At 73.0% G+C, this 23,573-nt stretch carries 29 protein-coding genes; 20 read left to right on the top strand and 9 right to left on the bottom strand.

What is annotated here, in order from left to right; genetic code table 11:
* Positions 1 to 272: 272 nt before the first annotated feature.
* Positions 273 to 1,193, top strand: a complete 921-nt coding sequence (locus tag QA802_RS30970) for a hypothetical protein (RefSeq protein ID WP_334529488.1) — start codon at positions 273 to 275, stop codon at positions 1,191 to 1,193.
* A gap of 74 nt (positions 1,194 to 1,267) precedes the next feature.
* On the opposite strand, the gene QA802_RS30965 is transcribed toward QA802_RS30970, so the two are convergent.
* Both QA802_RS30965 and QA802_RS30960 read right to left on the bottom strand, forming a co-directional pair.
* Positions 1,268 to 2,527, bottom strand: coding sequence for an AI-2E family transporter (locus QA802_RS30965; RefSeq protein ID WP_334529485.1), 1,260 nt, complete (start codon positions 2,525 to 2,527; stop codon positions 1,268 to 1,270).
* A gap of 60 nt (positions 2,528 to 2,587) precedes the next feature.
* Positions 2,588 to 2,782 carry a DUF3046 domain-containing protein gene (locus tag QA802_RS30960; RefSeq protein WP_334529483.1) on the bottom strand — a complete coding sequence of 65 codons (195 nt, stop codon included), beginning with the start codon at positions 2,780 to 2,782 and terminating at the stop codon, positions 2,588 to 2,590.
* A 79-nt stretch (positions 2,783 to 2,861) separates the two neighbouring features.
* Between QA802_RS30960 and QA802_RS30955 the strand changes: the two genes are divergently transcribed.
* Complete coding sequence (locus QA802_RS30955; protein WP_334529480.1) at positions 2,862 to 3,815, top strand: hypothetical protein; 954 nt, start codon at positions 2,862 to 2,864, stop codon at positions 3,813 to 3,815.
* Between the two features lie 176 nt (positions 3,816 to 3,991).
* On the opposite strand, the gene QA802_RS30950 is transcribed toward QA802_RS30955, so the two are convergent.
* From QA802_RS30950 to QA802_RS30940, 3 genes are read right to left on the bottom strand one after another with little or no spacing between them, the layout of a single operon-like run.
* The gene (locus QA802_RS30950; protein ID WP_334529478.1) at positions 3,992 to 4,300 is read right to left on the bottom strand and encodes an AzlD domain-containing protein; all 309 of its coding nucleotides are present in this window, start codon (positions 4,298 to 4,300) and stop codon (positions 3,992 to 3,994) included.
* Positions 4,297 to 5,040 (bottom strand): AzlC family ABC transporter permease, encoded by a 744-nt coding sequence (locus tag QA802_RS30945; RefSeq protein WP_443042196.1) that lies wholly within the window; start codon positions 5,038 to 5,040, stop codon positions 4,297 to 4,299. Before QA802_RS30945 ends, QA802_RS30950 begins: the two co-directional genes overlap by 4 nt.
* Positions 5,037 to 5,909: an AraC family transcriptional regulator gene (locus QA802_RS30940; RefSeq protein WP_443042195.1), complete on the bottom strand. Its 873-nt coding sequence runs from the start codon at positions 5,907 to 5,909 to the stop codon at positions 5,037 to 5,039. The genes QA802_RS30945 and QA802_RS30940 overlap by 4 nt, the downstream gene beginning before the upstream one ends.
* 138 nt (positions 5,910 to 6,047) lie before the next feature.
* On the opposite strand from QA802_RS30940, the gene QA802_RS30935 reads away from it, so the two are divergent.
* The 3 genes from QA802_RS30935 to QA802_RS30925 all read left to right on the top strand — a co-directional run bounded on the left by QA802_RS30935 (position 6,048) and on the right by QA802_RS30925 (position 12,723).
* Complete coding sequence (locus QA802_RS30935) at positions 6,048 to 10,979, top strand: ATP-dependent helicase (protein WP_334529475.1); 4,932 nt, start codon at positions 6,048 to 6,050, stop codon at positions 10,977 to 10,979.
* A 69-nt stretch (positions 10,980 to 11,048) separates the two neighbouring features.
* Positions 11,049 to 11,909 carry an Fpg/Nei family DNA glycosylase gene (locus tag QA802_RS30930; RefSeq protein WP_334529472.1) on the top strand — a complete coding sequence of 287 codons (861 nt, stop codon included), beginning with the start codon at positions 11,049 to 11,051 and terminating at the stop codon, positions 11,907 to 11,909.
* Between the two features lie 49 nt (positions 11,910 to 11,958).
* On the top strand, positions 11,959 to 12,723 hold the full coding sequence (locus QA802_RS30925; RefSeq protein ID WP_334529469.1) for an SDR family NAD(P)-dependent oxidoreductase: 765 nt from the start codon (positions 11,959 to 11,961) through the stop codon (positions 12,721 to 12,723).
* A 170-nt stretch (positions 12,724 to 12,893) separates the two neighbouring features.
* On the opposite strand, the gene QA802_RS30920 is transcribed toward QA802_RS30925, so the two are convergent.
* The 4 genes from QA802_RS30920 to QA802_RS30905 form a co-directional block, all read right to left on the bottom strand.
* Positions 12,894 to 13,154, bottom strand: a complete 261-nt coding sequence (locus tag QA802_RS30920; protein WP_334529466.1) for a hypothetical protein — start codon at positions 13,152 to 13,154, stop codon at positions 12,894 to 12,896.
* A 292-nt stretch (positions 13,155 to 13,446) separates the two neighbouring features.
* Entirely contained in the window at positions 13,447 to 14,712 is a 1,266-nt protein-coding gene (locus tag QA802_RS30915) for a tyrosine-type recombinase/integrase (protein WP_334529463.1), read from the bottom strand.
* The gene (locus QA802_RS30910) at positions 14,696 to 14,908 is read right to left on the bottom strand and encodes a hypothetical protein (RefSeq protein WP_334529460.1); all 213 of its coding nucleotides are present in this window, start codon (positions 14,906 to 14,908) and stop codon (positions 14,696 to 14,698) included. The genes QA802_RS30915 and QA802_RS30910 overlap by 17 nt, the downstream gene beginning before the upstream one ends.
* Before the next feature lie 113 nt (positions 14,909 to 15,021).
* Positions 15,022 to 15,435 (bottom strand): helix-turn-helix transcriptional regulator, encoded by a 414-nt coding sequence (locus QA802_RS30905; RefSeq protein ID WP_334529457.1) that lies wholly within the window; start codon positions 15,433 to 15,435, stop codon positions 15,022 to 15,024.
* Here QA802_RS30905 and QA802_RS41700 point away from each other — a divergent pair.
* From QA802_RS41700 to QA802_RS30835, 15 genes are all read left to right on the top strand, one after another.
* Positions 15,408 to 15,887: a helix-turn-helix domain-containing protein gene (locus tag QA802_RS41700; protein ID WP_443042194.1), complete on the top strand. Its 480-nt coding sequence runs from the start codon at positions 15,408 to 15,410 to the stop codon at positions 15,885 to 15,887. The two genes, QA802_RS30905 and QA802_RS41700, sit on opposite strands and share 28 nt — an antisense overlap.
* A complete protein-coding gene (locus QA802_RS30900) occupies positions 15,823 to 16,041 on the top strand; it encodes a helix-turn-helix transcriptional regulator (protein WP_319596582.1) in 219 nt (72 codons plus the stop codon). Before QA802_RS41700 ends, QA802_RS30900 begins: the two co-directional genes overlap by 65 nt.
* A gap of 90 nt (positions 16,042 to 16,131) precedes the next feature.
* Positions 16,132 to 17,361 (top strand): hypothetical protein, encoded by a 1,230-nt coding sequence (locus tag QA802_RS30895; protein WP_334529449.1) that lies wholly within the window; start codon positions 16,132 to 16,134, stop codon positions 17,359 to 17,361.
* Positions 17,358 to 18,035 (top strand): hypothetical protein, encoded by a 678-nt coding sequence (locus tag QA802_RS30890; protein ID WP_334529446.1) that lies wholly within the window; start codon positions 17,358 to 17,360, stop codon positions 18,033 to 18,035. The genes QA802_RS30895 and QA802_RS30890 overlap by 4 nt, the downstream gene beginning before the upstream one ends.
* Positions 18,032 to 18,556, top strand: coding sequence for a hypothetical protein (locus QA802_RS30885; RefSeq protein ID WP_334529443.1), 525 nt, complete (start codon positions 18,032 to 18,034; stop codon positions 18,554 to 18,556). The genes QA802_RS30890 and QA802_RS30885 overlap by 4 nt, the downstream gene beginning before the upstream one ends.
* A complete protein-coding gene (locus tag QA802_RS30880) occupies positions 18,553 to 18,741 on the top strand; it encodes a hypothetical protein (protein WP_334529440.1) in 189 nt (62 codons plus the stop codon). Before QA802_RS30885 ends, QA802_RS30880 begins: the two co-directional genes overlap by 4 nt.
* 79 nt (positions 18,742 to 18,820) lie before the next feature.
* Positions 18,821 to 19,417, top strand: a complete 597-nt coding sequence (locus QA802_RS30875; RefSeq protein ID WP_334529437.1) for a hypothetical protein — start codon at positions 18,821 to 18,823, stop codon at positions 19,415 to 19,417.
* Entirely contained in the window at positions 19,414 to 20,175 is a 762-nt protein-coding gene (locus QA802_RS30870; RefSeq protein ID WP_334529434.1) for a hypothetical protein, read from the top strand. The genes QA802_RS30875 and QA802_RS30870 overlap by 4 nt, the downstream gene beginning before the upstream one ends.
* Positions 20,172 to 20,774: a DeoR family transcriptional regulator gene (locus QA802_RS30865; protein ID WP_334529431.1), complete on the top strand. Its 603-nt coding sequence runs from the start codon at positions 20,172 to 20,174 to the stop codon at positions 20,772 to 20,774. The genes QA802_RS30870 and QA802_RS30865 overlap by 4 nt, the downstream gene beginning before the upstream one ends.
* Positions 20,775 to 20,852: 78 nt before the next feature.
* Positions 20,853 to 20,978, top strand: a complete 126-nt coding sequence (locus tag QA802_RS30860) for a hypothetical protein (protein ID WP_334529428.1) — start codon at positions 20,853 to 20,855, stop codon at positions 20,976 to 20,978.
* A gap of 6 nt (positions 20,979 to 20,984) precedes the next feature.
* Positions 20,985 to 21,209: a hypothetical protein gene (locus QA802_RS30855; protein ID WP_334529425.1), complete on the top strand. Its 225-nt coding sequence runs from the start codon at positions 20,985 to 20,987 to the stop codon at positions 21,207 to 21,209.
* Positions 21,210 to 21,214: 5 nt separating this feature from the next.
* A complete protein-coding gene (locus QA802_RS30850; protein WP_334529422.1) occupies positions 21,215 to 21,619 on the top strand; it encodes a hypothetical protein in 405 nt (134 codons plus the stop codon).
* A gap of 5 nt (positions 21,620 to 21,624) precedes the next feature.
* A complete protein-coding gene (locus QA802_RS30845) occupies positions 21,625 to 21,876 on the top strand; it encodes a hypothetical protein (protein WP_334529419.1) in 252 nt (83 codons plus the stop codon).
* Positions 21,851 to 22,150 (top strand): hypothetical protein, encoded by a 300-nt coding sequence (locus QA802_RS30840; protein WP_334529416.1) that lies wholly within the window; start codon positions 21,851 to 21,853, stop codon positions 22,148 to 22,150. The genes QA802_RS30845 and QA802_RS30840 overlap by 26 nt, the downstream gene beginning before the upstream one ends.
* Positions 22,150 to 23,568, top strand: a complete 1,419-nt coding sequence (locus QA802_RS30835; protein ID WP_334529413.1) for a hypothetical protein — start codon at positions 22,150 to 22,152, stop codon at positions 23,566 to 23,568. The genes QA802_RS30840 and QA802_RS30835 overlap by 1 nt, the downstream gene beginning before the upstream one ends.
* Positions 23,569 to 23,573 lie beyond the last annotated feature (5 nt).

Raw genomic sequence — 23,573 nt, 5'->3', positions numbered from 1 at the left:
GGCGCTTATCGACTCCAGACGGGACAGAACGCCCGCCGCGAGAGCCGCCGGAGCCCCCATAAGAACGGATGTTCGATTTTTGTGTCAAGCGCACCACGCGGCACTCCCGAGGCTACGTTCACGAACCGCCGCCACCGCGAAACCCGGCTCCGGCGCGACCCGTCCGCCCGTCCTTTCCACCGGCTGGCCCGCCTGCTGCTCCCCCGGGCGTACGACGGGTGTCTTCGGCAGGACGACGACGGCGTGCCACCGCGACCGGGACGCTCGGTCGCATGGACGAGCAGACGACCGCACGGCGCCACAAGGGAACCGGGTCCGAGACGGGCGCCGAGACCGGACCCGAAGCCGCGGCCCGCACCGAAGCCAAGGCCGGAGCCGGGAGCGGGGCGGGGACGGGAGCCGGGACCGGGACCAGGACCAGGACCAGGACCGGGACCGGGGCCGGGGCCGGGGGCGGGGGCGGAGCCGGGGGCGTCTACGGGGCGACGGCGCTGGTCCTCATCGCCTCCGGTCTCCTGCACCTGGTGGTGTTCGCCGTCGACGGCGGCCCCTGGAACGGCCCCGTCTCCTGGCGCAAGCCGGTGACCTTCGGGCTCTCCTTCGGCGTGACCCTCCGGGCCGTCGTCGGGGTGACGTCCTTCCTGCGGATGAGCCCACGGGTGCGCACCGCGCTGCTCGGGGTGTTCGCCGCCGACTGTGTCGTCGAGGTCGGGGGCATCACCCTCCAGGCCTGGCGGAGAGTGCCCTCGCACCTGGACATGGAGACGCCCTTCGACACCGCCGTGTCCATGACGCTCGCAGTCGGAGGCGGCGTCCTCGTCGCGCTGCTCACCGTGTTCGCCGTGGCCTCCTTCCGGCATCGACCGACGGGCCCGGCCGGGATGGCTCTCGCGGTGCGCTCCGGCTTCGCGATCCTGCTGGTCGCGCTCGTCTCCGGGGCGGCGATGATCGCGCGCGGTGTCGTGCTCACCCGCACCGGCCACCAGGAGGCGGCGTACGGCTCCACGGCACCGCTCAAGCCGCTGCACGGAGTCAGCCTGCACGCCGTCCTGGTGCTTCCCGCGCTGGCCTGGCTGATGTCGTCCCGCACGGCCTGGAACGAGAGGGTGCGGTGGCGGATCACCGCGGCGGCGGTGGGCTGCTACGCGGCCGCGGTCGTCGCGGCAGGCGTGTGGGCCGTCCTCACCTATTGAGGCTGCCCACACCTACTGAGGCTGCCGACGCGCCCTGCCTGCCACACCGAACCCGCTGACGCCCGGTTCCGCCCTCAGCCGGACCTGTCCCGCGAGCCCCTCGTCCGGCTGCGCGCCCGGGTCCACAGTTGCTGCACGCGCGCGAACGGGCCGGGCCCCTCGCCACGCTCCCGGTGGCCGTGGACGCGGGGATCGTCCGTGACGTCGTACCGCTTCACGTAGGCGCCCAGGAACGCCTGCAGCGTGGCCACCGCCGGGATGGCGATCAGCGCGCCTATCGCGCCCAGGAGGGCGGTGCCCGCGATGACGGAGCCGAACGCGACAGCAGGGTGGATGTCAACCGTCTTCGAGGTCAGCTTGGGCTGCAGCACGTAGTTCTCGAACTGCTGGTACACCACGACGAAGATCAGCACCCACAGCGCGTACAGCGGCGAGACCGTGAAGGCGATCAGCATCGGCAGGGCGCCCGCGAGATAGGTGCCGATGGTGGGGATGAACTGCGAGACGACGCCCACCCAGACGGCGAGCACGGGCGCATAGGGGATGCCGAGGGCCTCCAGCAGCACATAGTGCGCCACACCGGAGATCAGCGCCATCAACCCGCGGGAGTAGAGGTAGCCGCCCGTCTTGTCGACGGCGATCTCCCACGCGCGCAGCACCTCGGCCTGCTTGGCCGGAGGCAGGACGGAACACAGGGCCCGGCGCAGACGCGGTCCGTCGGCGGCGAAGTAGAACGAGAACAGGGCGATCGTCAGCAGCTGGAAAAGACCGCCGAGGACCTGAGTGGAGACGTCCAGGACCCCGGCCGCGCTGTTCTGGGCGTACTTGCGCAGCCAGTCGGAGTGGAGCAGTCCCTCCTGGATGTCCACGCGCCTGAGTTCGGTGTGGAACGTGGTGTTGATCCAGTTGATCACGGAGTCCAGATAGTCCGGGAAGCCCTCGATCATCTTGATGATCTGTCCCGCGAGCATCGAGCCGAGCAGTGTGAAGAAGCCGGCGACCACGATCAGCAGGCCGAAGAAGACCAGAAAGGTGGCGAACCCCCTGCGCATCCCGCGAGCGGCCAACCGGCTGACCGCGGGCTCCACGGCGAGGGCCAGGAAGAACGCGATGAGTACGTTGATCAGCAGGCCGATGAGCTGGTGGAACGCCCACGTGCCGAGTTGGAACGCCGCGATGAGAGCGAGCGCGAGCACCATGGCGCGCGGCAGCCAGCGCGGCATGCGCGCGCCGTGCGCGGCGCCGTCTTCGACCGGAGGGGGTCCGGGAGGCGGCGTCGGGCCGTGCGGGGGCGCGTTCTGGGCTGTCCGCCCGGTTTCGTCAGTGGGTGCCACGGATCAAGTCTCGCCTACCCCACCGACAATCGGACCGCCGCCTGCGATCTTTCCTGACGATCAGCGCATTTCCTGAGGAACGTTCATCACCGCACAGACCACGCGCCACACGTCCTTGGCCGCCCAGCCTTCCGCCAGCGCCTCGCGCACGGTGCGCCCGCCGAGTTCCGTCATCACGTGATCGCGCGCGAAGGTCTCGGCGTACCCCGTGCCGAAGTGCTCGTCCATCCGCTGCCAGAAGACCGTCAACCGCATGACCCCAGTATCCCGCCCTCGGGGGCGTCCCCCTCCGTGAGCGCCAGCCGAGACCGCTTTCCGCCCTACGGTCTGACGCATGGCCGAAACCGGAGCATACCCACTCCCCCCGACGCCCCCGACGCCCCCGGCGCACTCCCCGCTCTTCCGCGCCGAGCACTTCGTCTGGCTCACCGCGCGTGTGCTGGAGCAGCGCATCTTCGCGCATGACTTCCTTCACGGCGCCGCCGACCCCGTCGAAACCGCCCTCGACGCCTACCGCAATGACGACGGCGGATACGGCCATGCGCTGGAGCCCGATCTGCGCGGTCCCGTCAGCCAGCCCCTGCACACCGCGCACGCCCTGCGGGTGCTGGACTCCATCGGCCGTCTCGGGGGCAGGCGGGTGGAGCGGATTTGCGAGTACCTGACGTCCGTCTCCACCGGTGACGGCGCGCTGCCGTCGATCCTGCCCAGCCAGCGCGGTTACCCGGCAGCGCCGTTCATTCCGATCGTGGACGACCCGCCCAGCGACCTGCTGTCCACCGGGCCGGTGGTGGGTCTGCTGCACCGCAACGACGTGTGGCACGCCTGGCTGTTCCGGGCCACGGACTTCTGCTGGCAGGCGGTGGACTCCCTGGAGCGGTCGCATCCGTACGAGATCCAGGCCGCGGTGGCCTTCCTGGACGCCGTCCCCGACCGCCCGCGCGCGGAGGGGGCCGCGGACCGGCTGGGCCGCCTGGTGCGCGCACAACGGATCGTCGCGTTGGATCCGGACCACCTCGACGCGTACCCGGTCGCGGCCGGCTACGCCCCCGGCGAGCATCACTTCCCGTACGACTTCGCCCGGACACCGCACTCCCTCGCGCGCGCGTGGTTCACCGACGACGAGATGGCACGCTCCTTGGACCACCTCGCCGGCGCACAGGAGGAGGACGGCGGCTGGCCCATCCGCTGGCGTCGTTGGGCGCCCGGCACCGCCCTGGAGGCGCGCCCTGTGGTGACGATCGAGGCGCTGCGCACCCTGCGGGCCTACGGCCGCGCCATCGGCTGACCGGGGCGGGCCACGGTCCGCGACGTACAGGGGCCGGGGCCTTGCCGTCGCCGACCCTCCCGTCCTCCCGTCCACACGCCTGTCCGTCCGCCCGCCGGCGGGCACGCCCTCATCCCTCCCCGGCTCCTTCCGCCCGCGTCCCCCTGTCGGCCCGTGCGCGCCCTTCGCCGTCCCCCTCAGCCGCCCAGGGCCCGGACCCCCGCCGTCACCGCCACGGCTGCCGCAACGACGAGCAGGAACGGAGCCCGCAGCACGACGGCGACGGCGGCCGCGGCCAGCCCCGCGGCCCTGGCGTCCAGCACCAGCGCATGCCCGTCGGCGAAGGTCTGCTGGGCCGTGAGGGCAGTCAGCAGCGCCACCGGGAGCAGCGCGGCGGAGTGCCTGACCAGAGGCCGTTCGAGCGCGCCCGCGGGGACGAGCAGCCCGGCGAGTTTGACGACGTAGCAGCCGAGCGCCGTCGCGGCGATCGCGATCCAGGTGTTCAACGCTTTTCCTCCTCGGCGTCGTCGCGGCCGGCTCCGCGCCGGCCCTCGAGGTACAGGACGACCGGCACGGCGAGTGCGGCCGCCAGAACGGGCACCCCGGCGGGCAGGAAGGGCAGCAGTCCGAGCCCGAGGAGCATCGCGATCGCGGCGACGGTCCGCTCGGTGGCGGTCTTCAGCATGGGCGCGAGCAACGCCAGGAAGACGGCGGGGCCGGCCGCGTCCAGACCCCACGCGTCCGTGTCTCCGATGGCCTCGGCGCCCAGAGCGCCCAGCAGCGTCGTGAAATTCCACAGGACGTACAGGCTCAGCCCGGTGGCCGCGAAGCCGAGGCGTGCCGCGCGCCGTCCCGGCTGCGCCAGCGAGACCGCCGTCGTCTCGTCGATCACCCAGTGGGCGGCGAACGGGCGCACCGCGCGCGGGAGGGCCAACAGCTGCGACAGGCGCAATCCGTAGAACGCGTTGCGCACGCCCAGGAAGAAGGCGCCCGCGGCCGCTGTCAGGGGGTTGCCGCCCGCGGCCAGCGCTCCGACGAGCGCGAACTGGGACGCGCCGGTGAACACCAGGAGGCTGAGCGCGCAGGTCTGCCACACCGAGAGTCCGCTGCCCGCCGAGGTCACCCCGAAGGCGAACCCGGAGAGTCCTACGGCGATGCCGACCCCGAGGGCGTCCCGTACGACGGCGGCGTCGGGTTTTCCTCCGTCGTCGGCCGGTATCTCCGTGAAAGCTGTCTGTTCTGTCACGACCAGGACGGTACGAGCAGCGACCCGGGCGGGTCTTGTACATTCTTGCGCTCGCGCTGGTACGCCCCCGGGGTGACTCCCACGATTCTCGTGAAGTGGCGGTTGAGGTGGGGCTGGTCGGTGAATCCCACCGCGACGGCCGCCTCGGCCGGCGCCGTACCCGCGTCCAGCAGCCGTCGCGCCCGACGCACGCGGGCGTCGGTGAGCCAGGCGTGGGGCGGCAGTCCGTACGCGTCCCGGAAGGCCCGCAGCAGGGCGAACGGGCTGGCTCCCAGGTCCGTGGCCAGCTGTTCCAGGGTCGGCGGGTCCGTCAGCCGTTCCTCCAGCACACCGCGCGCGCGTGCGGCGATCCGTGCGCCGGCGGACCGTACCTCCCGCTGCGGCAGCGGCCCGCCGTTGAGCCGCAGCAGCCGGGTGACGGCCACCCTCAACAGCGTGTCGGCGGCCAGCGCGTTGCCCTCGTCGGCGGCTCGGAGCACCTGGTGGACGAGCGCGACCGCGTACGGGTCGTCGAGCACGGGGCTGACGAAGCCCGGGGTGCCGCGAAGGGCCGTCGTCTCGGCCGCGATCTCGGCCACCAGACCGGGTGACGGATACACCGCCCCGTACCTCCACCCCTCCGGCACTCCGGCGCGTCCGGTGTGTGGGGTGTCGGGGTTGACCAGGGCCAGCGCTCCGGCTCCCACGTGCTGGTCGGAGCCGTTGTGCTGGAACACCTCCACCCCCTCGGCGATGCCGGCGATCACGAAGTGCTCGTGGGTGTGCCGCACGAACGCCTTGCGGACATAGCGGGCCCGCAGGAGGTCGACACCGGGCAGTTCCGGATACTGCCAGTGCCGCGCCCGCTCTCCCGAACCCGAACTCGCCACCCGGCCATTCTCCGCGACGCGCCTACCGGACGCCGACGTGGCGGAGGGGACGAGGACGGCCGCCGCTCCACACGACTCTCACCTGCCGTGTTCTCGCAGCTCAGGGCCATTGTCGGTGGGGAGGTGCAGGATGGACGCATGGTCAGCTCCGCACACCGGGCCCTCGACGGCTTCTCCCCCGCGACCCGCGGCTGGTTCACGGGGGCGTTCTCCGCACCCACCGCGGCCCAGGCCGGCGCGTGGCAGGCCCTCGGTGAGGGCTCCGACGTGCTGGTGGTGGCCCCGACGGGTTCCGGCAAGACGCTGGCCGCCTTCCTGGCCGCCCTGGACCAGCTGGCCTCGACGCCCCCGCCCGCCGATCCGAAGAAGCGCTGCCGGGTCCTTTACGTCTCCCCGCTCAAGGCCCTCGCGGTCGATGTGGAGCGCAACCTGCGCAGTCCGCTGACGGGCATCCGTCAGGAGTCCGTGCGTCTGGGCCTGCCGGAGCCGGAGATCAAGGTCGGCATCCGCTCCGGCGACACCCCGCCCGCCGAGCGCCGTGCGCTGTCCACTCGCCCGCCGGACATCCTGATCACGACGCCGGAGTCGTTGTTCCTGATGCTCACGTCGGCCACGCGCGATGCGCTGACCGCCATCGAGTCGGTGATCCTGGACGAGGTGCACGCGGTGGCGGGCACCAAGCGCGGCGCGCACCTCGCGCTCTCCCTGGAGCGGCTGGACGAACTGCTGCCCCGGCCCGCGCGCCGCATCGGCCTGTCGGCCACGGTCCGTCCGGTCGACGAGGTGGCCCGCTATCTCTCCCCGCACCGCAAGGTGGAGATCGTCCAGCCGAAGTCCGGCAAGGAGTTCGATCTCTCGGTCGTCGTCCCGGTGGAGGACCTGGGCGAGCTGGGCGGCTCCCCCGTCGCCGAGGGCAGCGAAGGAGCCGAGCGCCCCTCGATCTGGCCGCATGTCGAAGAGCGGATCGCCGACCTCGTCCAGGCGCATCGCTCCACGATCGTCTTCGCCAACTCGCGCCGTCTCGCCGAGCGCCTGTGCAATCGGCTGAACGAGATCGCCTACGAGCGCGCCACCGGCGAGCCCCTGGGGGAGCACCACTCCCCCGCCCAGCTGATGGGCGGCTCCGGGGCCGCCCAGGGAGCCCCGAGCATCATCGCGCGCGCCCACCACGGCTCGGTCTCCAAGGAGCAGCGCGCCCTAGTGGAGGAGGACCTCAAGGCGGGCCGGCTGCCCGCCGTGGTGGCGACCTCCAGTCTCGAACTCGGCATCGACATGGGCGCGGTGGACCTCGTCGTACAGGTGGAGTCGCCGCCCTCGGTGGCCTCCGGTCTCCAGCGCGTCGGACGTGCGGGGCACCAGGTGGGCGCGGTGTCCACCGGCGTGGTCTTCCCGAAGTACCGGGGCGACCTCGTCCAGGCGGCCGTGGTGACCGAGCGGATGCGCACGGGCTCGATCGAGTCCCTGCGGGTCCCCGCCAACCCGTTGGACGTCCTGGCGCAACAGCTCGTCGCCATGACGGCCCTCGACACCTGGCAGGTGGACGACCTGCTGGCCCTGGTCCGCCGCGCCGCCCCCTTCGCGTCGCTGCCGGAGTCCGCGTTCACGGCCGTCCTGGACATGCTGGCCGGCCGCTACCCTTCCGACGCGTTCGCCGAGCTGCGCCCGCGCGTGGTGTGGGACCGGGTCGCAGGCACGGTCGCCGGCCGCCCCGGCGCCCAGCGCCTCGCCGTGACCTCCGGGGGCACGATCCCCGACCGCGGCCTGTTCGGCGTCTTCCTGGCGGGCTCCGACCCCAAGAAGGGCGGTGGCCGGGTCGGTGAACTCGACGAGGAGATGGTCTACGAGTCCCGCGTGGGCGACGTCTTCACGCTCGGCACCAGCTCCTGGCGCATCGAGGACATCACCCGCGACCGTGTCCTGGTCTCCCCCGCCCCCGGCGTCCCGGGTCGTCTGCCGTTCTGGAAGGGCGACCAGCTGGGCCGGCCACTGGAACTCGGCCGCGCGGTGGGCGCGTTCCTGCGCGAGGTCGGCTCACTGTCCAAGGAGGACGCCCGGCTGCGCCTGCTCACCGCGGGCCTCGACGCGTGGGCGGCGGACAACGTGCTCTCCTACCTGGACGAGCAGCGTGAGGCCTGCGGCCATGTCCCCGACGACCGCACGATCGTCGTCGAGCGCTTCCGCGACGAAGTGGGTGACTGGCGCGTCGTCGTCCACTCCCCCTTCGGCGCCCAGGTGCACGCCCCCTGGGCGCTCGCGCTGGGAGCGAAGCTCTCCGAGCGGTACGGCATGGACGCCCAGGTGATGCACGCCGACGACGGGATCGTGCTGCGGCTGCCCGACGCCGATCTGATGGGCCTGGACCTCCTCGACCAGGAGCCCCTGAAGGCCGGCACGGAGTACGACGCCGAACAGGCCCCGGTCGGCGCGGCGGACGTCGTCTTCGACAAGGGCGAGGTCGATCAGATCGTCACCGACCAGGTCGGCGGTTCGGCCCTGTTCGCGGCCCGCTTCCGCGAGTGCGCCGCCCGCGCGCTGCTGCTGCCGCGCCGCAACCCGGGCAGGCGCACCCCGCTGTGGCAGCAGCGTCAGCGCGCCGCTCAACTGCTGCAGGTGGCGAGCGAGTTCGGCTCGTTCCCGATCGTGCTGGAAGCGGTCCGCGAATGCCTCCAGGACGTGTTCGACGTCCCCGGCCTCGTGGAGCTCATGGGCGACCTGGAGTCGCGCAGAGTACGCCTGGTCGAGGTCACCACCACGGAGCCGTCCCCCTTCGCCCGCTCCCTCCTCTTCGGTTACGTCGCCCAGTTCCTCTACGAGGGGGACTCCCCGCTCGCCGAGCGCCGCGCCGCCGCCCTGTCCCTGGACTCCCGCCTGCTGGCCGAACTGCTCGGCCAGGCGGAGCTGCGTGAACTGCTCGACGCCGACGTCCTCGCCGAACTGGAACAGGAGCTCCAGTGGCTCACCGAGGACCGCCGGGCGAAGGACGCCGAAGGCGTGGCGGACCTGCTGCGCCTCCTCGGCCCGCTCACCGACGCCGAACTGGCCGAGCGGGGCGCCGAACCGCACTGGGCGCAGGAGCTGGCCGCCGCCCGCCGTGCCATCCGGGTCCGCGTCGCCGGGGCCGACCACTGGGCCGCGATCGAGGACGCCGGACGGCTGCGCGACGCGCTCGGCACCGCACTGCCGGTCGGCGTGCCGGAGGCCTTCACGGAGCCCGTGAAGGACCCCCTAGGCGACCTCCTCGCGCGCCACGCCCGCACCCACGGCCCCTTCACCTCCGCGGGCGCGGCCGCCCGGTTCGGCCTGGGCGCGGCGGTCACCGACGGCGCCCTCCAGCGGCTCGCGGCGAGCGGGCGCGTCGTCCAGGGCGAGTTCCACCCGGCGGGCATCGGCCAGGAGTGGTGCGACGCGACGGTCCTGCGCCGGCTGCGCCGCCGTTCCCTGGCCGCGCTGCGGCACGAACTGGAACCGGTGCCACCGCCCGCGCTCGCCCAGTTCCTGCCCCAGTGGCAGCACATCGGCAGAGGCCACGCACTGCGCGGCGTCGACGGACTCGTGCGCGCGATCGAGCAGTTGCAGGGTGCGTCGGTGCCCGCCTCGGCCCTGGAGAAGCTCGTCCTGCCGTCCCGCTTGCGCGACTACTCCCCTGCGATGCTCGACGAACTCACCGCGGCCGGCGAGGTGGTCTGGGCCGGCGCCGGCGCCCTCCCCGGAAAGGACGGCTGGATCTCCCTGTACGTGGCGGACTCCGCGCCCCTGCTGCTTCCTCCACCGCACCCGCTGGAGCTGACGGCGCTGCACCAGTCCGTGCTGGACGCGCTCTTTGCGGGCTACGGCCTGTTCTTCCGTCAGATCGCCGACCGGGTCCGTGCCACCACCCACCCCGACGTCACGGATCCCCAACTCGCCGACGTCGTCTGGGACCTGGCATGGTCCGGTCGGCTCACCAACGACACGCTGACCCCCATGCGTTCCCTCCTGGGCTCGGGCCGCACGGCCGGTTCCACGGCTCACCGCGCCAAGCGCGCGGTCCCCCGCGGCCGCTACGGCTCGCTGACGGCAGCGGCCCGCCCCTCCTCCCGCGGCGGCCCTCCGACCGTCGCCGGCCGCTGGTCCCTCCTCCCCGCTCACGAGCCCGATCCCACGGTCCGTGCCCACGCCCTCGCCCGCACCCTCCTCGACCGGCACGGCGTGGTGACCCGCGGAGCGGTCGCGGCCGAGGGCGTCGAGGGCGGCTTCTCCGCGACGTACCGCATCCTGTCCGTCTTCGAGGAGAGCGGCCAGGCCCGCCGCGGGTACGTCGTCGAAGGCCTCGGCGCCGCCCAGTTCGCCATGGACGGCGCCGTGGACCGCCTGCGCGCGGTGGCCAACGCCCGCGACCGCGGCGAGGCCCTGCCCGGCCCGAACCCGGCGGCGCACGCCCAGGAGGACTTCGTCTTCCCCGACGACCTACCGGCCGACGACGCGTGGGACATCCCGGGCGACCGCGCCTCCTTCACAGCCCCCCTCGCCCCGCGAAGGGGCCCGGCCGCCGCCGACGAGTACGTCTCGCCCCGCGATCTCGCCTCTCCCGGCGCGGGCGGACCCCGCGCAGGCGGCGCCTTCGCGCACGGGACCGGCTTCCCCGGCCGGTCCGGCCCAGGTGGCGTGCACAACGGCCGCGACACGTCGCCCGCCTCCCGTGCCGTCGTCCTCGCCGCCGCCGACCCGGCGAACGCCTACGGCGCCGCACTCGGCTGGCCCGATCCGCCGAGCGGCGCCGGCCATAAGCCGGGCCGCAAGGCCGGCTCCCTGGTGGTCCTCGTCGACGGCGAACTGACGCTCTACATGGAGCGCGGCGGAAAGACGCTGCTGGCGTGGCCCTCCGCTCCGGACAGCGAGGACGCGCCCGCCGACGACCCGCGACTGCAGGCCGCCGCACAGGTCCTCGCCGAGGCCGCGCGCGCGGGCGCCCTGGGCACGGTCACGGTGGAGCGCGTCAACGGCAGCTCGGCGCTCACCTCGCCCATCGGCGCCCTGCTGGAAGGGGCGGGCTTCATCGCGACCCCACGAGGCCTGCGACTGCGCGCATGACGACGATCGACCCCGTCCGGCCGCCAGTGTCCCCGAGCCCGCCCGTCTCCCCCGTGTCACCCTTGACGCATGCCCGAAGGTGACACCGTCTGGCAGGCCGCGAGGCGGCTGCACGAGGCCCTCGCGGGCAAGGTGCTGACCCGCTCCGATCTGCGCGTCCCCAAGTTCGCCACCTCCGACCTCACGGGCCGCGCCGTCCTCGACGTCACCGCACGCGGCAAACACCTCCTCACCCGGGTCGAAGGCGGCCTGACGCTCCACTCGCACCTGCGGATGGACGGCTCCTGGAAGGTGTACGCGAACGGGCAGCGCTGGACCGGCGGCCCGGGGCACCAGATCCGGGCCGTTCTCGGCACCCACGACCGCACGGCCGTCGGCTACCGCCTGCCCGTTCTCGAGCTCCTGCGCACCGGTGAGGAACCGCGGGCCGTGGGCCACCTCGGTCCCGACCTCCTGGGCCCCGACTGGGACCCCGAGCAGGCCCTCGCCAACCTCCTCGCCGACCCCGCCCGCGCCCTCGGCGAGGCCCTCCTCGACCAGCGCAATCTCGCCGGCATCGGGAACGTCTTCAAGAGCGAGCTCTGTTTCCTCCTCGGCGCCACCCCGTGGCTCCCGGTCGGCACGCTCCCCGCCGATCGCGCCCAGAAGCTCCCCGAGCTGGCGAAGAAGCTCCTGGAGGCCAACCGCGACCGTCCGAACCGCAACACGACAGGCCGGCGCGGCCAGGACCTGTTCGTCTACGGCCGCGCCTTCCGCCCCTGCCTGCGCTGCGGCACCCCGATCCGGGTGGCCGACCAGGGCGACGGCTCCCGGGAACGCCCCGCCTACTGGTGCCCCGTCTGCCAGACGGGCCCCGTCCCGGCACCCGGCTCCCCACCCGCGCGCCAGACTCGTACCCGCCCCAGCCCCCGCCCCCGCACCGCGCAGTGAGCGCGCCAACTGATTGACGGACCGTCAGAAACCCTCGTACCGTCCTTTCATGGCCGTGAAGGCGTACGACCTCACCGGACGCACCGCGTTCGTCACCGGCGCCGCAAGCGGAATCGGCCGTGCCTGTGCCGTCCTGCTCGCCCAGGCGGGCGCCGCCGTGCACGGAGCGGACCGGGACGCCCAGGGGCTGCAGGAGACGGCAATCCTGATCAAGGCCCAGGGCGGCACCGCCCACGCCCACCACCTCGACGTCACCGACCGGGTCCAGGTGCGGCAGGCCGTGGAGTCGTGCGAGCGGCTGGACGTCATGGCGGCGGTCGCCGGGATCATGCACAGCAGCCCGGTCCTGGAGACCCGCGACGAGGACCTCGAGCGTGTCCTGGCCGTCAACTTCAAGGGCGTGCTGTACGCGTGCCAGGAGGCGGCCCGGCTGATGCTGGCAGGCGGTGCGGGCGGCAGCATCGTCACCATGGCGTCCGGCGCCGTGGACACCGGCGGCCCCGGTCTGCTCTGCTACGGCGCGGCCAAGGCGGCCGTAGTCCAGTTGACCAAGACGCTGGCGACGGAGGTCGGCCGACACGGCATCCGCGTCAACGCCGTCGCGCCGGGCTGGATCCGCACGCCGATGACCGACCGCCACGACGCCGGCGCACAGGAGCACACCGAGGCGCTCATGTCCCGCATGTCACCACTGGGCCGGGTCGGCGAACCGGAGGACATCGCCCACGCCGTCCTTCACCTGGCCTCGGACGCGTCGGCGTTCACGACGGGCCAGATCCTCCGCCCGAACGGCGGCGTGAGCATGCCCTGGTAGCCGACGGCGTCGCAGGACCGCCGCCCGGGCCGCGTCTGCGCGCCCCGTCTGCGCGCCCCGCCCCACACCGCGCCCGCCTCACATCCGCCCACCCCGCAGACCCGTCGCCCCCTTCACTCGCAGTCCCCGTCCCCACGGCCGTCACAGCCCTCACAGACCCCACAGACCCCTCAGTCCTCGCGCGCCGTGCCGCGTCCGTCCCCTCGCCGGACGCCCCGCGAGACGCCCCGCCAAGCACCCCGCCACCGCCCGTCCGCAACCACCCCCACGGCCCGCGCCTTGGCCACACAGTGCACCGGGAGCAGGCTCAGGCCCCACCCCCCTGCCGCGACCGCGCCTTCCAGCACACCGGCGTCGGGCGCCACCGCGAGCCGAACCACAGCCCACCACCACACAGCCCCCGCTCCCAGACCGAGGCCCGCAGCGGCCACCCGCCCGTGTCCCCACCTGCCCCCGGCTGTTCGCCTCGCCACAGCCCCGTCACCTCCAGCCCGACCTCACCCGAAGCTCTTCCGCACGCGGAACTCCCTCACGACGTCGAGACTCCCTCGCCCACACCCGCGCCCGTTGCCCCCTCGAAGCACCCGGAGCACCCGGAGCACCCGGAGCACCCGGAGCACCCTGAGCACACCGCCACCGGGCCGGCCGAGCCCTTACCGCCTGCCGACAGACCCGCACCCTCACGCGTTCTCCGCCTGGAACATCCAGTGATGAACTCCGAGATCATGGATTGACCTGGACAAGGGCGCGCTCCCTGGGGACGGGTTCCGGATTCGTTCCGGCCGGCTCGGAACTTTCCGAGCCGCTCCCGCCAGTCTCATCCGGCTCGGCCCATGCTGCATCCAGAACGGACCGCGTCTGCTCCTCGGCCTCGGCGAAGAGATGGGCGTAGATCCGCATGGTGAACGCCACGTCCGTGTGCCCAAGCCGCCGCGAGACGACCTTCGGGTTCTCTCCCCCGGCGATCAGCACGGAGGCGTAGTGGTGCCGCAGGTCGTGCCATCGGTAGCGTCTGGCCTTCGCCTTGGTGCACATGGCCTTGAAGGCCCAGTCCAGCGTGGACTCACCGATCGGCTTGCCGCCCGGCATGGTGAAGACCAGGCCCGCCCATTCGCCCTCCTTGGGGGGCGGGTACTTCGAGAGGTACCAGGCGAGGAGCTTGATCGCCGCCTTGTTGAGGGGCAGCGTGCGACGACCGGCCCCGGTCTTGAGCTTGTCGAGGTAGTAGCCCTTGCCCGGCTCGTACACCAGCTGCTGGTGGACGTCCAGGGCCTGGTTCAGCAGGCGCAGATTGTCGACGCGCAGACCGCGGATCTCGCCTGAGCGCATGCCCGTGAGGGCGTCCAGCTGGGCCATCACCGCCCACCTGTCCCGGTGGGCCTCCCTGATGATGAGCCGGACGGTGCTCACGTCCGGCGGGTCGATGTGCGCCTCGACCAGCGTGGGAGCCTTGATGCCGTCGAAAGGCGAGACGGGGATCATGCGGTCGATGACGGCCATCCGGAACACCGAGCGCACCAGGCGGGAGACGCGGTTGGGGGTGGTCCCGCCGAGCTCGTACTTGCTGGTGAGCAGGTTCTGCCACGCGCCGGCCTCGCTCGGGCGGATTGAGCGGACCTCGCGCCCTGCCCACTCGGGTATCAGGTAGCGGTTCATCGTGCCGCGGTACTCGCGCTTGGTGCGTTCGATCGTGTTGGTCGCTGGGAGCCAGATGTCGAACACGACCTGTTCGATCTTCGTCTTGCCTCGGTCGGGATCGATCCACGATCCGTCGAGTTTCGAGGCCTCTTGTTTCGTGATCTCTTTCTCGGCCTCGGGCTTGGTGCGGTGCAGGGATGTCCGCTCGGCACCGTCCGGGCCGTTGTAGCGGGCCTGCCAGCGCTTGCCCTTGCCGTGCGCCTTGGCGGCGACCTTGCCCTTGTGCTCGCCGCATTCTGCGGCGCCCTTGGGGGGAGTTGACAGGTGCCACCGGTCAACCACGTATCCCATTGACCACCTCCTGGATGGTGCGATCGTCGACCCCGAGATCGGCGAGCACGGCGGCTGCCTGCTCTCGGATCTCGGGGTCCTCTCTCGCGCGTGCGTTGATGACAGCGACCGGAGCGCCGTCGATCACTGCCACGAAGGCCGCGATGCGGGACGACTGAAGATCAGCGACGGTGATGACAACGGAACGTTTGTGCACAGGCTGTACGCCTCCCCCTGGCGGAACGTGACCGTCCGAGTCTGAGAAGAGTAAACCTGTTACGTCTCGTTGCTAAGCGTTTCGTTGCAAAACGTTCAGTAGCGCTCAGTCTGTTACTCGCGCAGCAAGCCGCGACGACGCAAGTCCTCGAGCGCGATCCTGGTCGCCTTACGGATTTCGACCGACGTCACGTTGTCCAATGCTCGGACCATGGCGTTGGAGATGACCGCCCCTACCTGATCGTCGGTGGCCTCAACCCGGATGTCCTGCCAGCCGCCTGGCGGTTCACCACCCGCGAGCACTGCATCGATCGCGCTTGGCGGCCAGCCCAGCGCTTTTGCGATGGGGGCCAGCGTGTAGGGCATGCGCCTCTTCGGCACACGACCCGCCTCCGCGTCCTGAACGCTCTTCGTCGAGACGCCCGCGCGCTGGGCGAGTTCGTCCTGGGTCAGCCCTTGTCTCTCCCTCGCCGCGCGCAGTGCGCGTCCTAGACGCCCCCATGCATCAGGGTCCTGGGTCATGGTCATCACGAAGCGCCCCTTCGTGTCCGTGCCAGTCAACGACCGGCAACAACAGGCAACAGGGTAGAGCGGCCGGACCCCGATCGACATGCGAGAACCCGTCAACTCGACATACCGAACGTTTGTCTCGCATTAACTCTGCTCAATACGTTGCATCGATGCGCTTCGTTGCGTATCGTCACGGCATGCAGGTTGATGGTCCGAGAATCCGACGACGGCGAGAACACAACGGTCAAGGCCTACGCGCCTTCGCATCCGCCGTCGGTGTCTCCCCCAGCCATCTGTCCCGGATCGAACGCGGTGAGCGCGCCCCGCAACCCGAGGTTCTGGTCCGGATCGCGCGGGGCCTGAACTGCCCAGTCGAAGAACTCGAAGGAGCCGAAGGAGCACACGATGAGCGAGCCCAACACCGACTCGCCGTTCATGACGACGAAGGAACTCGCGGTCCACGTCCGTAGGTCCGTGGCCACGGTGCGCGGATGGCGTCACCGGGGCACCGGCCCCAAGGGCGTCAAGGCCGGCCGCGGAGTTCTGTACCGCCGTGACGTCGTCGCGGCGTGGCTGGAAGCGCAGGAAGAGGCCGACGAGTTGGCCCGCCGCGCTGCCGCCTGATCACAGGAGAACGGGGCCGCGCCCGGCTCGTCCCCGGATCGCGACCCCTCGGCACACCACACCCACATGCCAACCCAGGAGTGGAGAACCGTGACCACAGCATCGCAGACCCCCGGGGCACTGCCCCCCGAGACGCCGGCCGCCGTGACCGCCGGCACGACGTACGCCGACCCGTGGCAGGGCAGCGACGTCCCGTACGCCCTGCGCTCGCCCTTCCCCGAGCCGGCGACCGAGGGCCCGGCGTGCACCGTGTGCACCGCCCCCGCAGGAGTCGAGGACACCGCGCTGCGCCCGGACCCCCGCGGTCGCCGGTACCCGTCCGGCGCCCAGGTCCTGTACTGCAAGGCGTGTCTCCCGCCGGCTCCGGCGGTGAAGGCGGCCGAGGGCGTCATCGCCGCGGCGATGAAGGCCGGGAAGGTCACGCCCCGCGAGCTCGCGCAGGCCGAATACGAAACCGGGATCCTGTTCGACGCCCAGGCAGCCGCGGACATCGCGTCGGCCGCCCGTGAGCAGGCGCACGCCGACGACCAGGCCGAGATCGACGAGCGCGGCCGCCAGCTCGCCCGGATGGCCGGCGACCACCGCAAGGTGACCGCGGTGCTGCGTCTCCTCGAGGGACGCCCCGGCACCGACCTTCTGACCGTCGCCGAGATCGCGGCCGCCGTCGAGTACGGCACCACGGCCTTCGACTCCTTCCCGATGACGCTCCGCTGGACCGGTGGCGTCGACATCCCCGGCCCGAAGGACACCCACAAGCGGGCCGTCATCGAGTGCAAGTCCTCCTACGGCGGCCGCGCCCACCTGGTCGTCGAGGGCGACGCCCGGATCAAGCTCGCGTCGCTCGTCGACGCCGAGGTGCGCGACATTCATGCGCCGTGCACGACCGAACTCTGCGGCACCGACCACGACTTCGACCCCACCGACATGTTCGGCTGGGCGCGGCTCGAGGTCGCCGGCATCGCCGACGACCGCCCCCGCTGGTACTGCTCGCCGCCCTGCGTCTCCAACGCCGTGGCCCGCGCCGGTGACGCGCTCGCCGCCGACGACCAGGCCGCCGCCGTCGACCCCGACGAGCAGGGCAGCGGACCGCTGTACGGCGATGACGCCCACTGGGCCGCGAGGACGCGCCTTGCCGAGGTCTACGTCGCTGAGGGCGAGGACCAGGTCGACGACGTGGCGCGCTGCGTACGGTGCGGCTGCACCGAGGACGCGGCCTGCGAGGGCGGCTGTCACTGGGTGCCGAACCACCAGATGGCCGACCTGTGCAGCCGCTGCGCGAACCCCGCCGAACTCGCCATCGCCACCAGGGGGCTTGAGTGATCTCGCCTCTGGACACCTACCTGGGGTGGGAGCAGCCGCAGCACCGTGAGGGCTGCAAGCGGCCGGCGTGGGATGTCGCCGTGCGCCGTGAGGAGCGCGCCTACCGGCGTCACTACAACGGCGAGTCGCCGCTGGCGCACGGCTGCGGGCAGGAGGACTGCGGGCACGGCAACAGCTTCACCGAGGCCATGGTGCGGATCGTGTGCAAGTCGTGCGGCGCGGCGCAGCTGGTCACCGGCGAGGACACCCCCGAGACCGGCAGCACGCACACCAGCACCCGGTACCTGGGCTACGGTCTGCCGCCGCGTCAGGCGGCCGGGCTGCTGCTGTGGCCCGGTCAGCCGTGGCTGGCCCTCGGCCGTGCCGTGGCCGAGGAGCCGCACGATTTCGTCGTCACCCGGCAGAAGGTCAAGCAGGTCACGGCGGACGTCGTCGTCGGTCAGATCACGCAGTCCCGGGGGGAGCGCGGCGGCGTCGTGTGGACGGCGCTCGCCGTGGCCGACCCTGAGGGCCAGTTCGGGTACGGGCAGCACCTGCGGTGGGCGCACGCCAACGACGGCCGCGGCCGCGGTGGTTCGCCGTTGCGTTCGGTCGCCGCGGCCGCCCGCTGGATCGGCGCCCGCCTCGCCGAGGAGAAGCCGGCCGCCGAGCTCGCCGCGGGCGGTGCGCGGTGACCGCCATCGAGGAGGCGCGGCCGGCGGGCGCGTCCGGGCAGAGCATCCGCGACGGCTTCCGGCCGTCCGTGGACGACGCCACCCGGGCGACCCTGCCGCAGCTGGGCTACGCCGACGCGGTCGATCGGGCTCTCGCCGCGATGGAGTTCCTCCCGGACACCATCGAGACGGGCATGCGCAAGGAACCCGGGCCGACGGGGCAGCGGGAGCTGTTCTTACGGCTGGAGTGGCTGCCCGGTCACGACGACCTGGTCCCGGACGCCGTCTGCGCGGTCGGCCTGGTGGTGCAGTGGTCGCACCTGGCCGGCTGGTCGGTGCGGGCCGGTGACGACCTGGTCGCCCTCGACGTCAGCGACCTGGCCGATCCGGCGCTGATCGCCGACGCGGCCATGCATGCCGCCCTGCACGGCCTGCGCTGCGACTGCGAGAAGCCGCAGGCCCTCGACCGGTGGGAGCAGGCGGTGTACCTCGACATCGCCCTCGTCGCCTACGACGAGCGCACCGAGGGGGCGGCCGTATGAGCGCCGAGGAGTGGCTGCTGGCCCTCGCCCTGGCCGTCGTCGCGATGTGGGTGGTCGGCGCGATCGCCGACGTTCTCATGACCCGCGCCTGGCGGACGGGCCTCCGCCGGCTCACGCGGTGGGAGCGCCTCGGCTGTTACCTCGCCGACGCGCGCGCCCGCCTCACCGCCCACCGCAGTTCCTGACCCGCCCCGAGACCGCCGGCGGGCGGGACGTGCCTGACCACCGTCCCGCCCGCCCGGCCCACCACGAAGGACACCGCACATGCGTCGCGACCCGCGACTGGAGATCATCACCGAGGCCATCGAGCGCCTCATCCCCGGCGCCACGCCGGCGTTCCTGGCCGTCACGGTCACCGAGACGCTGCCCGGCACCGGTGAGCAGACACACACCTGGACGGGCAGGCCCGAGGGCCTGGCCACGAGGGTGTTCACCGCGCTGTACGGGCGTCCCCGCACCGAGGATCAGCGGTCGCCGCTCGCCCGGGCCGAGGACGCCAAGCGGGCCCGGGACATCGTCGGCGAGGCCGGCGCGCTCATGGCGGCCGGCAGCGCGCTGGAGTCCGCGCCCTGGTACCCGTGCCGCCCCGGCGACCTGGTCCACGTCCACTACGAGGCCACGCCCGCCGTGCCCGCGTTCGGCGAGACGTACATCGTGGGCGACGCCGGCGACGGCCTGATGAGCCTGCAGCAGCTCGCCCACACCCTGCCCGGCACCGTCGAGGACGCGGCCGGCATGACCGGCTGCTACGCGGCGGACGCCGCGGACTGTCCCGTCTACGGGCTGTGGTTCGAGGCGGGCCCGCACCGGCTGACGATCGTCCGCGACGGCCGCCCCGTCCACGTCGGGGGTGCCCGGTGACGTACAACCTCGCGCCGGCCAACGCGCCGTGGTTCGAGCACCTGGCCGACGGCGTCGACGCGCTCGGCGCGGCCGCCCGCGAGTGGAAGCACGCGGCCGCGGCCGCCGAGCTGGCGCACGCACGGAGCGAGCCCCTGCGCCGGGTCATGCACGACGGCAGGGTGACCGGCCAGCCCGGCCCGGACGAGACCGGCTGGAACGCCAGGCCGTTCAACCGCTCCCCGCACTCCCGCGCGCTCTACAAGATCGAGCATCTCTACCTCGACGCCATGCACCGCGTGCGCGCCGAGTACGGGCACGCCGCGATGCTCTACGCCTCCGGCGCGGCCTGGGCCGTGTGCAGGGTGCGCGCCGGCGAGCAGCCGGGCCGCGTCGTCTTCGGCGTGGACCGCGAGGGCGACTGGGGTCAACGCGACCTGGTGCCCGGCGACATCGGCGTCGACGTCGAGGCTTTCGAGGCCGACGGCTACAGCAAGGCCGACAAGCTGCAGGCCGCCTACGACCGGCTGCTGTGGTGCATCACGGCGGGCCACCACGCCGAGGAGATCGGCAACCAGGAGTACGTCAGCGAGCGCGACGACGCGGAAGCGGCCGAGTGCTGGGCGATCGCCGAGGAGGGCGCCGACGCCGCCTACGCGTACGGCCTGCTGCTGCGCGAGGCCCTCGGGTTCGTCCTGATCGGCCCCCGCCGGGAGCACCGCAAGCAGCTCGCCGACAAGGCCGCCGCCGCTGAGCAGCCGGGCGAGGTGGCGCAGTGACGCGCGCGGACCGGCGCACGCTGGTGCGCCAGCTGCGCGACGAGGGCCTGAGCCAGCGCAAGATCGCGGGCCGTCTGAAGGTCAGCAAGGACACGGTGCGCCGCGATCTGGACGAGATCGAGCGCCAGGACGCGGACGCGGACGCGCCGGGCGATGCGCCGCCCGCTGCGCCGGACGATCCGCTTGCGCCGCAGGTCAGCGTGGGTGACTCGCCGGTAAGCGCGCCACCGGTTGCGCCGGTCGCTGCGCCGCCGGCTGAACCGGCGCGCGCCGGTGAGCCGGGTGGCGCGTCGCCCATGGCGCACGATGCGCCACCTGCCGATCTGCCGCGCCGGGTGTCGGCTCAGCGCCTCGAGATCGACCTGCGCCGCTCGCCGGGACTGCGCCGGGACCTGGCGGTGCTGGCGTCCACCGGCATGAGCGTCGAGGAGGCGATCGCCCAGGCCGTCACCGTCCTGGCGGCCGGCTACCGCCGTGGCCTCGCCCAGCGCCGGATCGTGCCCGGCCCGTTCGTCGTGCGGGACGTGTACGTCAGCCCTCCGATGCCCGCCCGGCTCGTGCCCCGCAGGCCCGAGACCGCCCCGCCCGAGGGCGCCTGAAGCCGGTCCGGCCGCCCGGCAGCCACCCCCAGCGCCGGGCGGCCGGACCACCCACCCATCCCCTGTACGGAGGCCGTCGTGTACCGCATCTGGCTCCTGCTCACCCTGGCGCTCCTGGCCGCGTTCCTCGGCCTCGCCCCGCAGTCCGGCGACGCGCAGCCGGAGCCGCGACCGGCCTCGACGGCCGCCGCTGTCGAGGGCTGACGGCCGGTGGCCGGCCCCTGGCCGCCCGCGACCAGGTTCTTCGGCCTGCACGTCGACCTCGGCGACTACCACACCAAGCGCGCGGAGTGGCTGCAGCTGCCCACCGCCGCGTTCACCTGCCGCTGGGGCTGCGAGCTGGTCGCAGTCGGCGCGGCCGACGTCGCCCACCTCACCCAGTCCATCACCGCCACCCACGCCCGCACCTGCCCCGGTCCATCCTCGAAGGAGTAGCCCGCATGACGTTCAGAGAAGCCACCCCGACCCCCGCCGCCGTGCCGACGCGTGAGCCGTTCGACCGTCACCGGTGGGAGCGCAGGGTCAGCACGTCGAGCCTGCACCACAACCCGCGGCACGTCGCTCTGCTGCTCGCCCACTACGCCGACGACGCCGGCTACCTGCCCCCGGGCGGCCCGCAGCACGTCGACTCCCTGTCGTCCGGGACGGGCCTGACCGGCCGTCTGGTCCGCCAGGCCCTCACGCATCTCGAGGCGTACGGGTTCATCTCCCGCCCCCCGATCAACGGCTGGGACCCGCGCAAGGGCGTGCGCCCGGTCACCCTCGTCACGCCGCGTCTGCGGCCCGGGTCGGACGCCGAGGGCGCGGTGCGCACGGAGCCCGCCCATCCCGGTGAGGCGATGTGAGCGGCGTGCCGGGGCAGTTACCGCTGCTGCCCGCCGACCCGCCCCGCTGGGGCGGCCCGGCCGCCGTGCCCGCGGACCCCATCGTCACCTCCGGCCGCACCGAGTACACGGTGCGCTGCGACGGCGCCGGGGGCTGCGGCCAGCGCCACCGCCACACGGGCCCCGGCATCCGCACCGCGCCGTGCGGCGCCACCTACACCGTCCCCGACTCCGACGACCAGGAGCACGACCATGCCGAAGAACGGCCGCCGCCGTAGCAGTGCCGCGCCGCCCCGCAGGGCCGCGTGGCGGGAGCGCCGCGCGCTCGCCGAGTTCGTCGCCGACGAGTTCGGCCTGAGCCGCCCGCAGGCCGTCAAGGACATCCACGAGGTCGAGCGCACCGGCGTGCGGGCCCCGCTCGGATACACGCCCTGCGACGACTGCCGCGTGATGATCGTCGAGGAGTTCGACCCCGAGGACCCCGCCCAGGTCGCCTACGCCCGCCAGGCGGTGCGCCTGCACGCCCAGTTCTGCCCGGGACGCGGTGCCTGATGCCGTCCCTGCCCGCGTCCGCCGCCGAGCCCCGCCACAGCAGTGGCGGGGCCGGCAGTGCTGGGCGCGGGCGGCCCGTGCAGGTGTGGGAGCGCCGCCCGGTCAGCGCCCGCGCGCAGCGTCTGCTGCTGGAGGGCGACACGGAAGGCCGCTACGCGGGGCGGGACGACGCGGATTCCGGTTACCGGCTCACGATGGCGCTCGCGGTGGCGTGCTCGCAGCCGGGCCGCCAGTGGTCCCCGGCCGATTTCCACCAAGCCCTGATCTACACCCCCACCCGGGGCGGCTGGTGGGCACGCCGGCTGCGGGAGAGCAAGGGCGCCGAGTACGCCGAACGCAAGCTCACCGCGATGCTCGCCAAGGCCGGCCGGTTCGTCGGTGCGGCGGGCACGGTCACCGGCCGTCAGGACGCCGTCGAGCAGGTGGGCGAGGTCCGGCGGGCGGTGGAGGCCCTGGCGTGGCCCGCGCGCGGCGGGAAAGCCGTCGACCAGAAGAACCTGGCTGCCCGGCTGCGTCTGTGCGAGTCGGCCGGCGGGCTCGACCACTTCAGCGCGGTACGTCCGCTCGCCGAGCAGATGGGCTGCGCCCGCTCCACCGCCGAGGCCTCCAACGCCCGCCTCGCCCGTGACGGCTGGCTCATCCTCCTGGAGGCCGGAACCGGCCGGGAGAAGCCCTCACGGTGGCGTCTGGCGCTGCCTGCGCATGTCCGTGACCTGCTCACACGTGCGATCCCGGGACAGGCCCTGCCCCCCCAGGCCGTGCAGCTGGCGACTGTCCCGGAAGCGCACACCCCGCACACCGCCCGCACCCCCAGCACACCCGCCACCACCGTCATGGAGGGCGAGCAGGCGAGCGTGGACACGGTGGCGCTGGCCTCGGTGATGGCCCATGACGCCTGCCACCACTGGGCCCACGGCACCAGCGGCGCCCGCATCCTGGCCTGCCTCGACCCCACCGAAGGACTCAGCCGCGCTCGGATCGTGGAGGCCACGTCCCTGCACCGCACCACCGTGGCCCGCCGCCTGGCGCTCCTGACGGCCGACGGCCTCGTCCACGAACGCGAGGGCCTGTACTACCTCGCCCCCCGCCTCTTTGGCCACGTCCGCCTCCAGCGCGACGAAGCCCTTCTCGACCAGGCCGCCGCCGAACGCGGCACGACAGGGCTGGCCACCCGCCGCCGCGAGCGCCACGCCCGTGAACGCGCTCTGTACGAACGCCACCTCGAAGAACGCGCCCGCTACCGCGCCGGACCGCTGCCGCGCCTGCGCCTGGTCCCCGAAGGGGTCCTCAACCCGCACACCGGCGAACTCCTCGACGCGCGATGGCACGGCTGGGACCTGTCCGACCCTCACCACCCCACCTGGCACAGCCCCGGCGCCAGGCCACGGCTCGGCCCGCCCGAAACGGCATGCGCCTGACACTC

The sequence above is a fragment of the Streptomyces sp. B21-105 genome (assembly GCF_036898465.1).
Taxonomy (GTDB): Bacteria; Actinomycetota; Actinomycetes; order Streptomycetales; family Streptomycetaceae; genus Streptomyces.
Note: the sequence above shows the minus strand (reverse complement) of the source record. Positions and strands in the feature narration are given on the sequence as shown.

What these genes read in the sequence shown, in the direction of transcription:
- QA802_RS30970 (WP_334529488.1), top strand. Translation starts at nt 273, where the DNA reads ATGGACGAGCAGACGACCGCACGGCGCCACAAGGGAACCGGGTCCGAG.
- QA802_RS30960 (WP_334529483.1), bottom strand. Translation starts at nt 2,782, where the DNA reads ATGCGGTTGACGGTCTTCTGGCAGCGGATGGACGAGCACTTCGGCACG.
- QA802_RS30955 (WP_334529480.1), top strand. Translation starts at nt 2,862, where the DNA reads ATGGCCGAAACCGGAGCATACCCACTCCCCCCGACGCCCCCGACGCCC.
- QA802_RS30935 (WP_334529475.1), top strand. Translation starts at nt 6,048, where the DNA reads ATGGTCAGCTCCGCACACCGGGCCCTCGACGGCTTCTCCCCCGCGACC.
- QA802_RS30930 (WP_334529472.1), top strand. Translation starts at nt 11,049, where the DNA reads ATGCCCGAAGGTGACACCGTCTGGCAGGCCGCGAGGCGGCTGCACGAG.
- QA802_RS30925 (WP_334529469.1), top strand. Translation starts at nt 11,959, where the DNA reads ATGGCCGTGAAGGCGTACGACCTCACCGGACGCACCGCGTTCGTCACC.
- QA802_RS30915 (WP_334529463.1), bottom strand. Translation starts at nt 14,712, where the DNA reads ATGGGATACGTGGTTGACCGGTGGCACCTGTCAACTCCCCCCAAGGGC.
- QA802_RS41700 (WP_443042194.1), top strand. Translation starts at nt 15,408, where the DNA reads ATGCATCAGGGTCCTGGGTCATGGTCATCACGAAGCGCCCCTTCGTGT.
- QA802_RS30905 (WP_334529457.1), bottom strand. Translation starts at nt 15,435, where the DNA reads ATGACCATGACCCAGGACCCTGATGCATGGGGGCGTCTAGGACGCGCA.
- QA802_RS30900 (WP_319596582.1), top strand. Translation starts at nt 15,823, where the DNA reads ATGAGCGAGCCCAACACCGACTCGCCGTTCATGACGACGAAGGAACTC.
- QA802_RS30880 (WP_334529440.1), top strand. Translation starts at nt 18,553, where the DNA reads ATGAGCGCCGAGGAGTGGCTGCTGGCCCTCGCCCTGGCCGTCGTCGCG.
- QA802_RS30875 (WP_334529437.1), top strand. Translation starts at nt 18,821, where the DNA reads ATGCGTCGCGACCCGCGACTGGAGATCATCACCGAGGCCATCGAGCGC.
- QA802_RS30850 (WP_334529422.1), top strand. Translation starts at nt 21,215, where the DNA reads ATGACGTTCAGAGAAGCCACCCCGACCCCCGCCGCCGTGCCGACGCGT.
- QA802_RS30840 (WP_334529416.1), top strand. Translation starts at nt 21,851, where the DNA reads ATGCCGAAGAACGGCCGCCGCCGTAGCAGTGCCGCGCCGCCCCGCAGG.
- QA802_RS30835 (WP_334529413.1), top strand. Translation starts at nt 22,150, where the DNA reads ATGCCGTCCCTGCCCGCGTCCGCCGCCGAGCCCCGCCACAGCAGTGGC.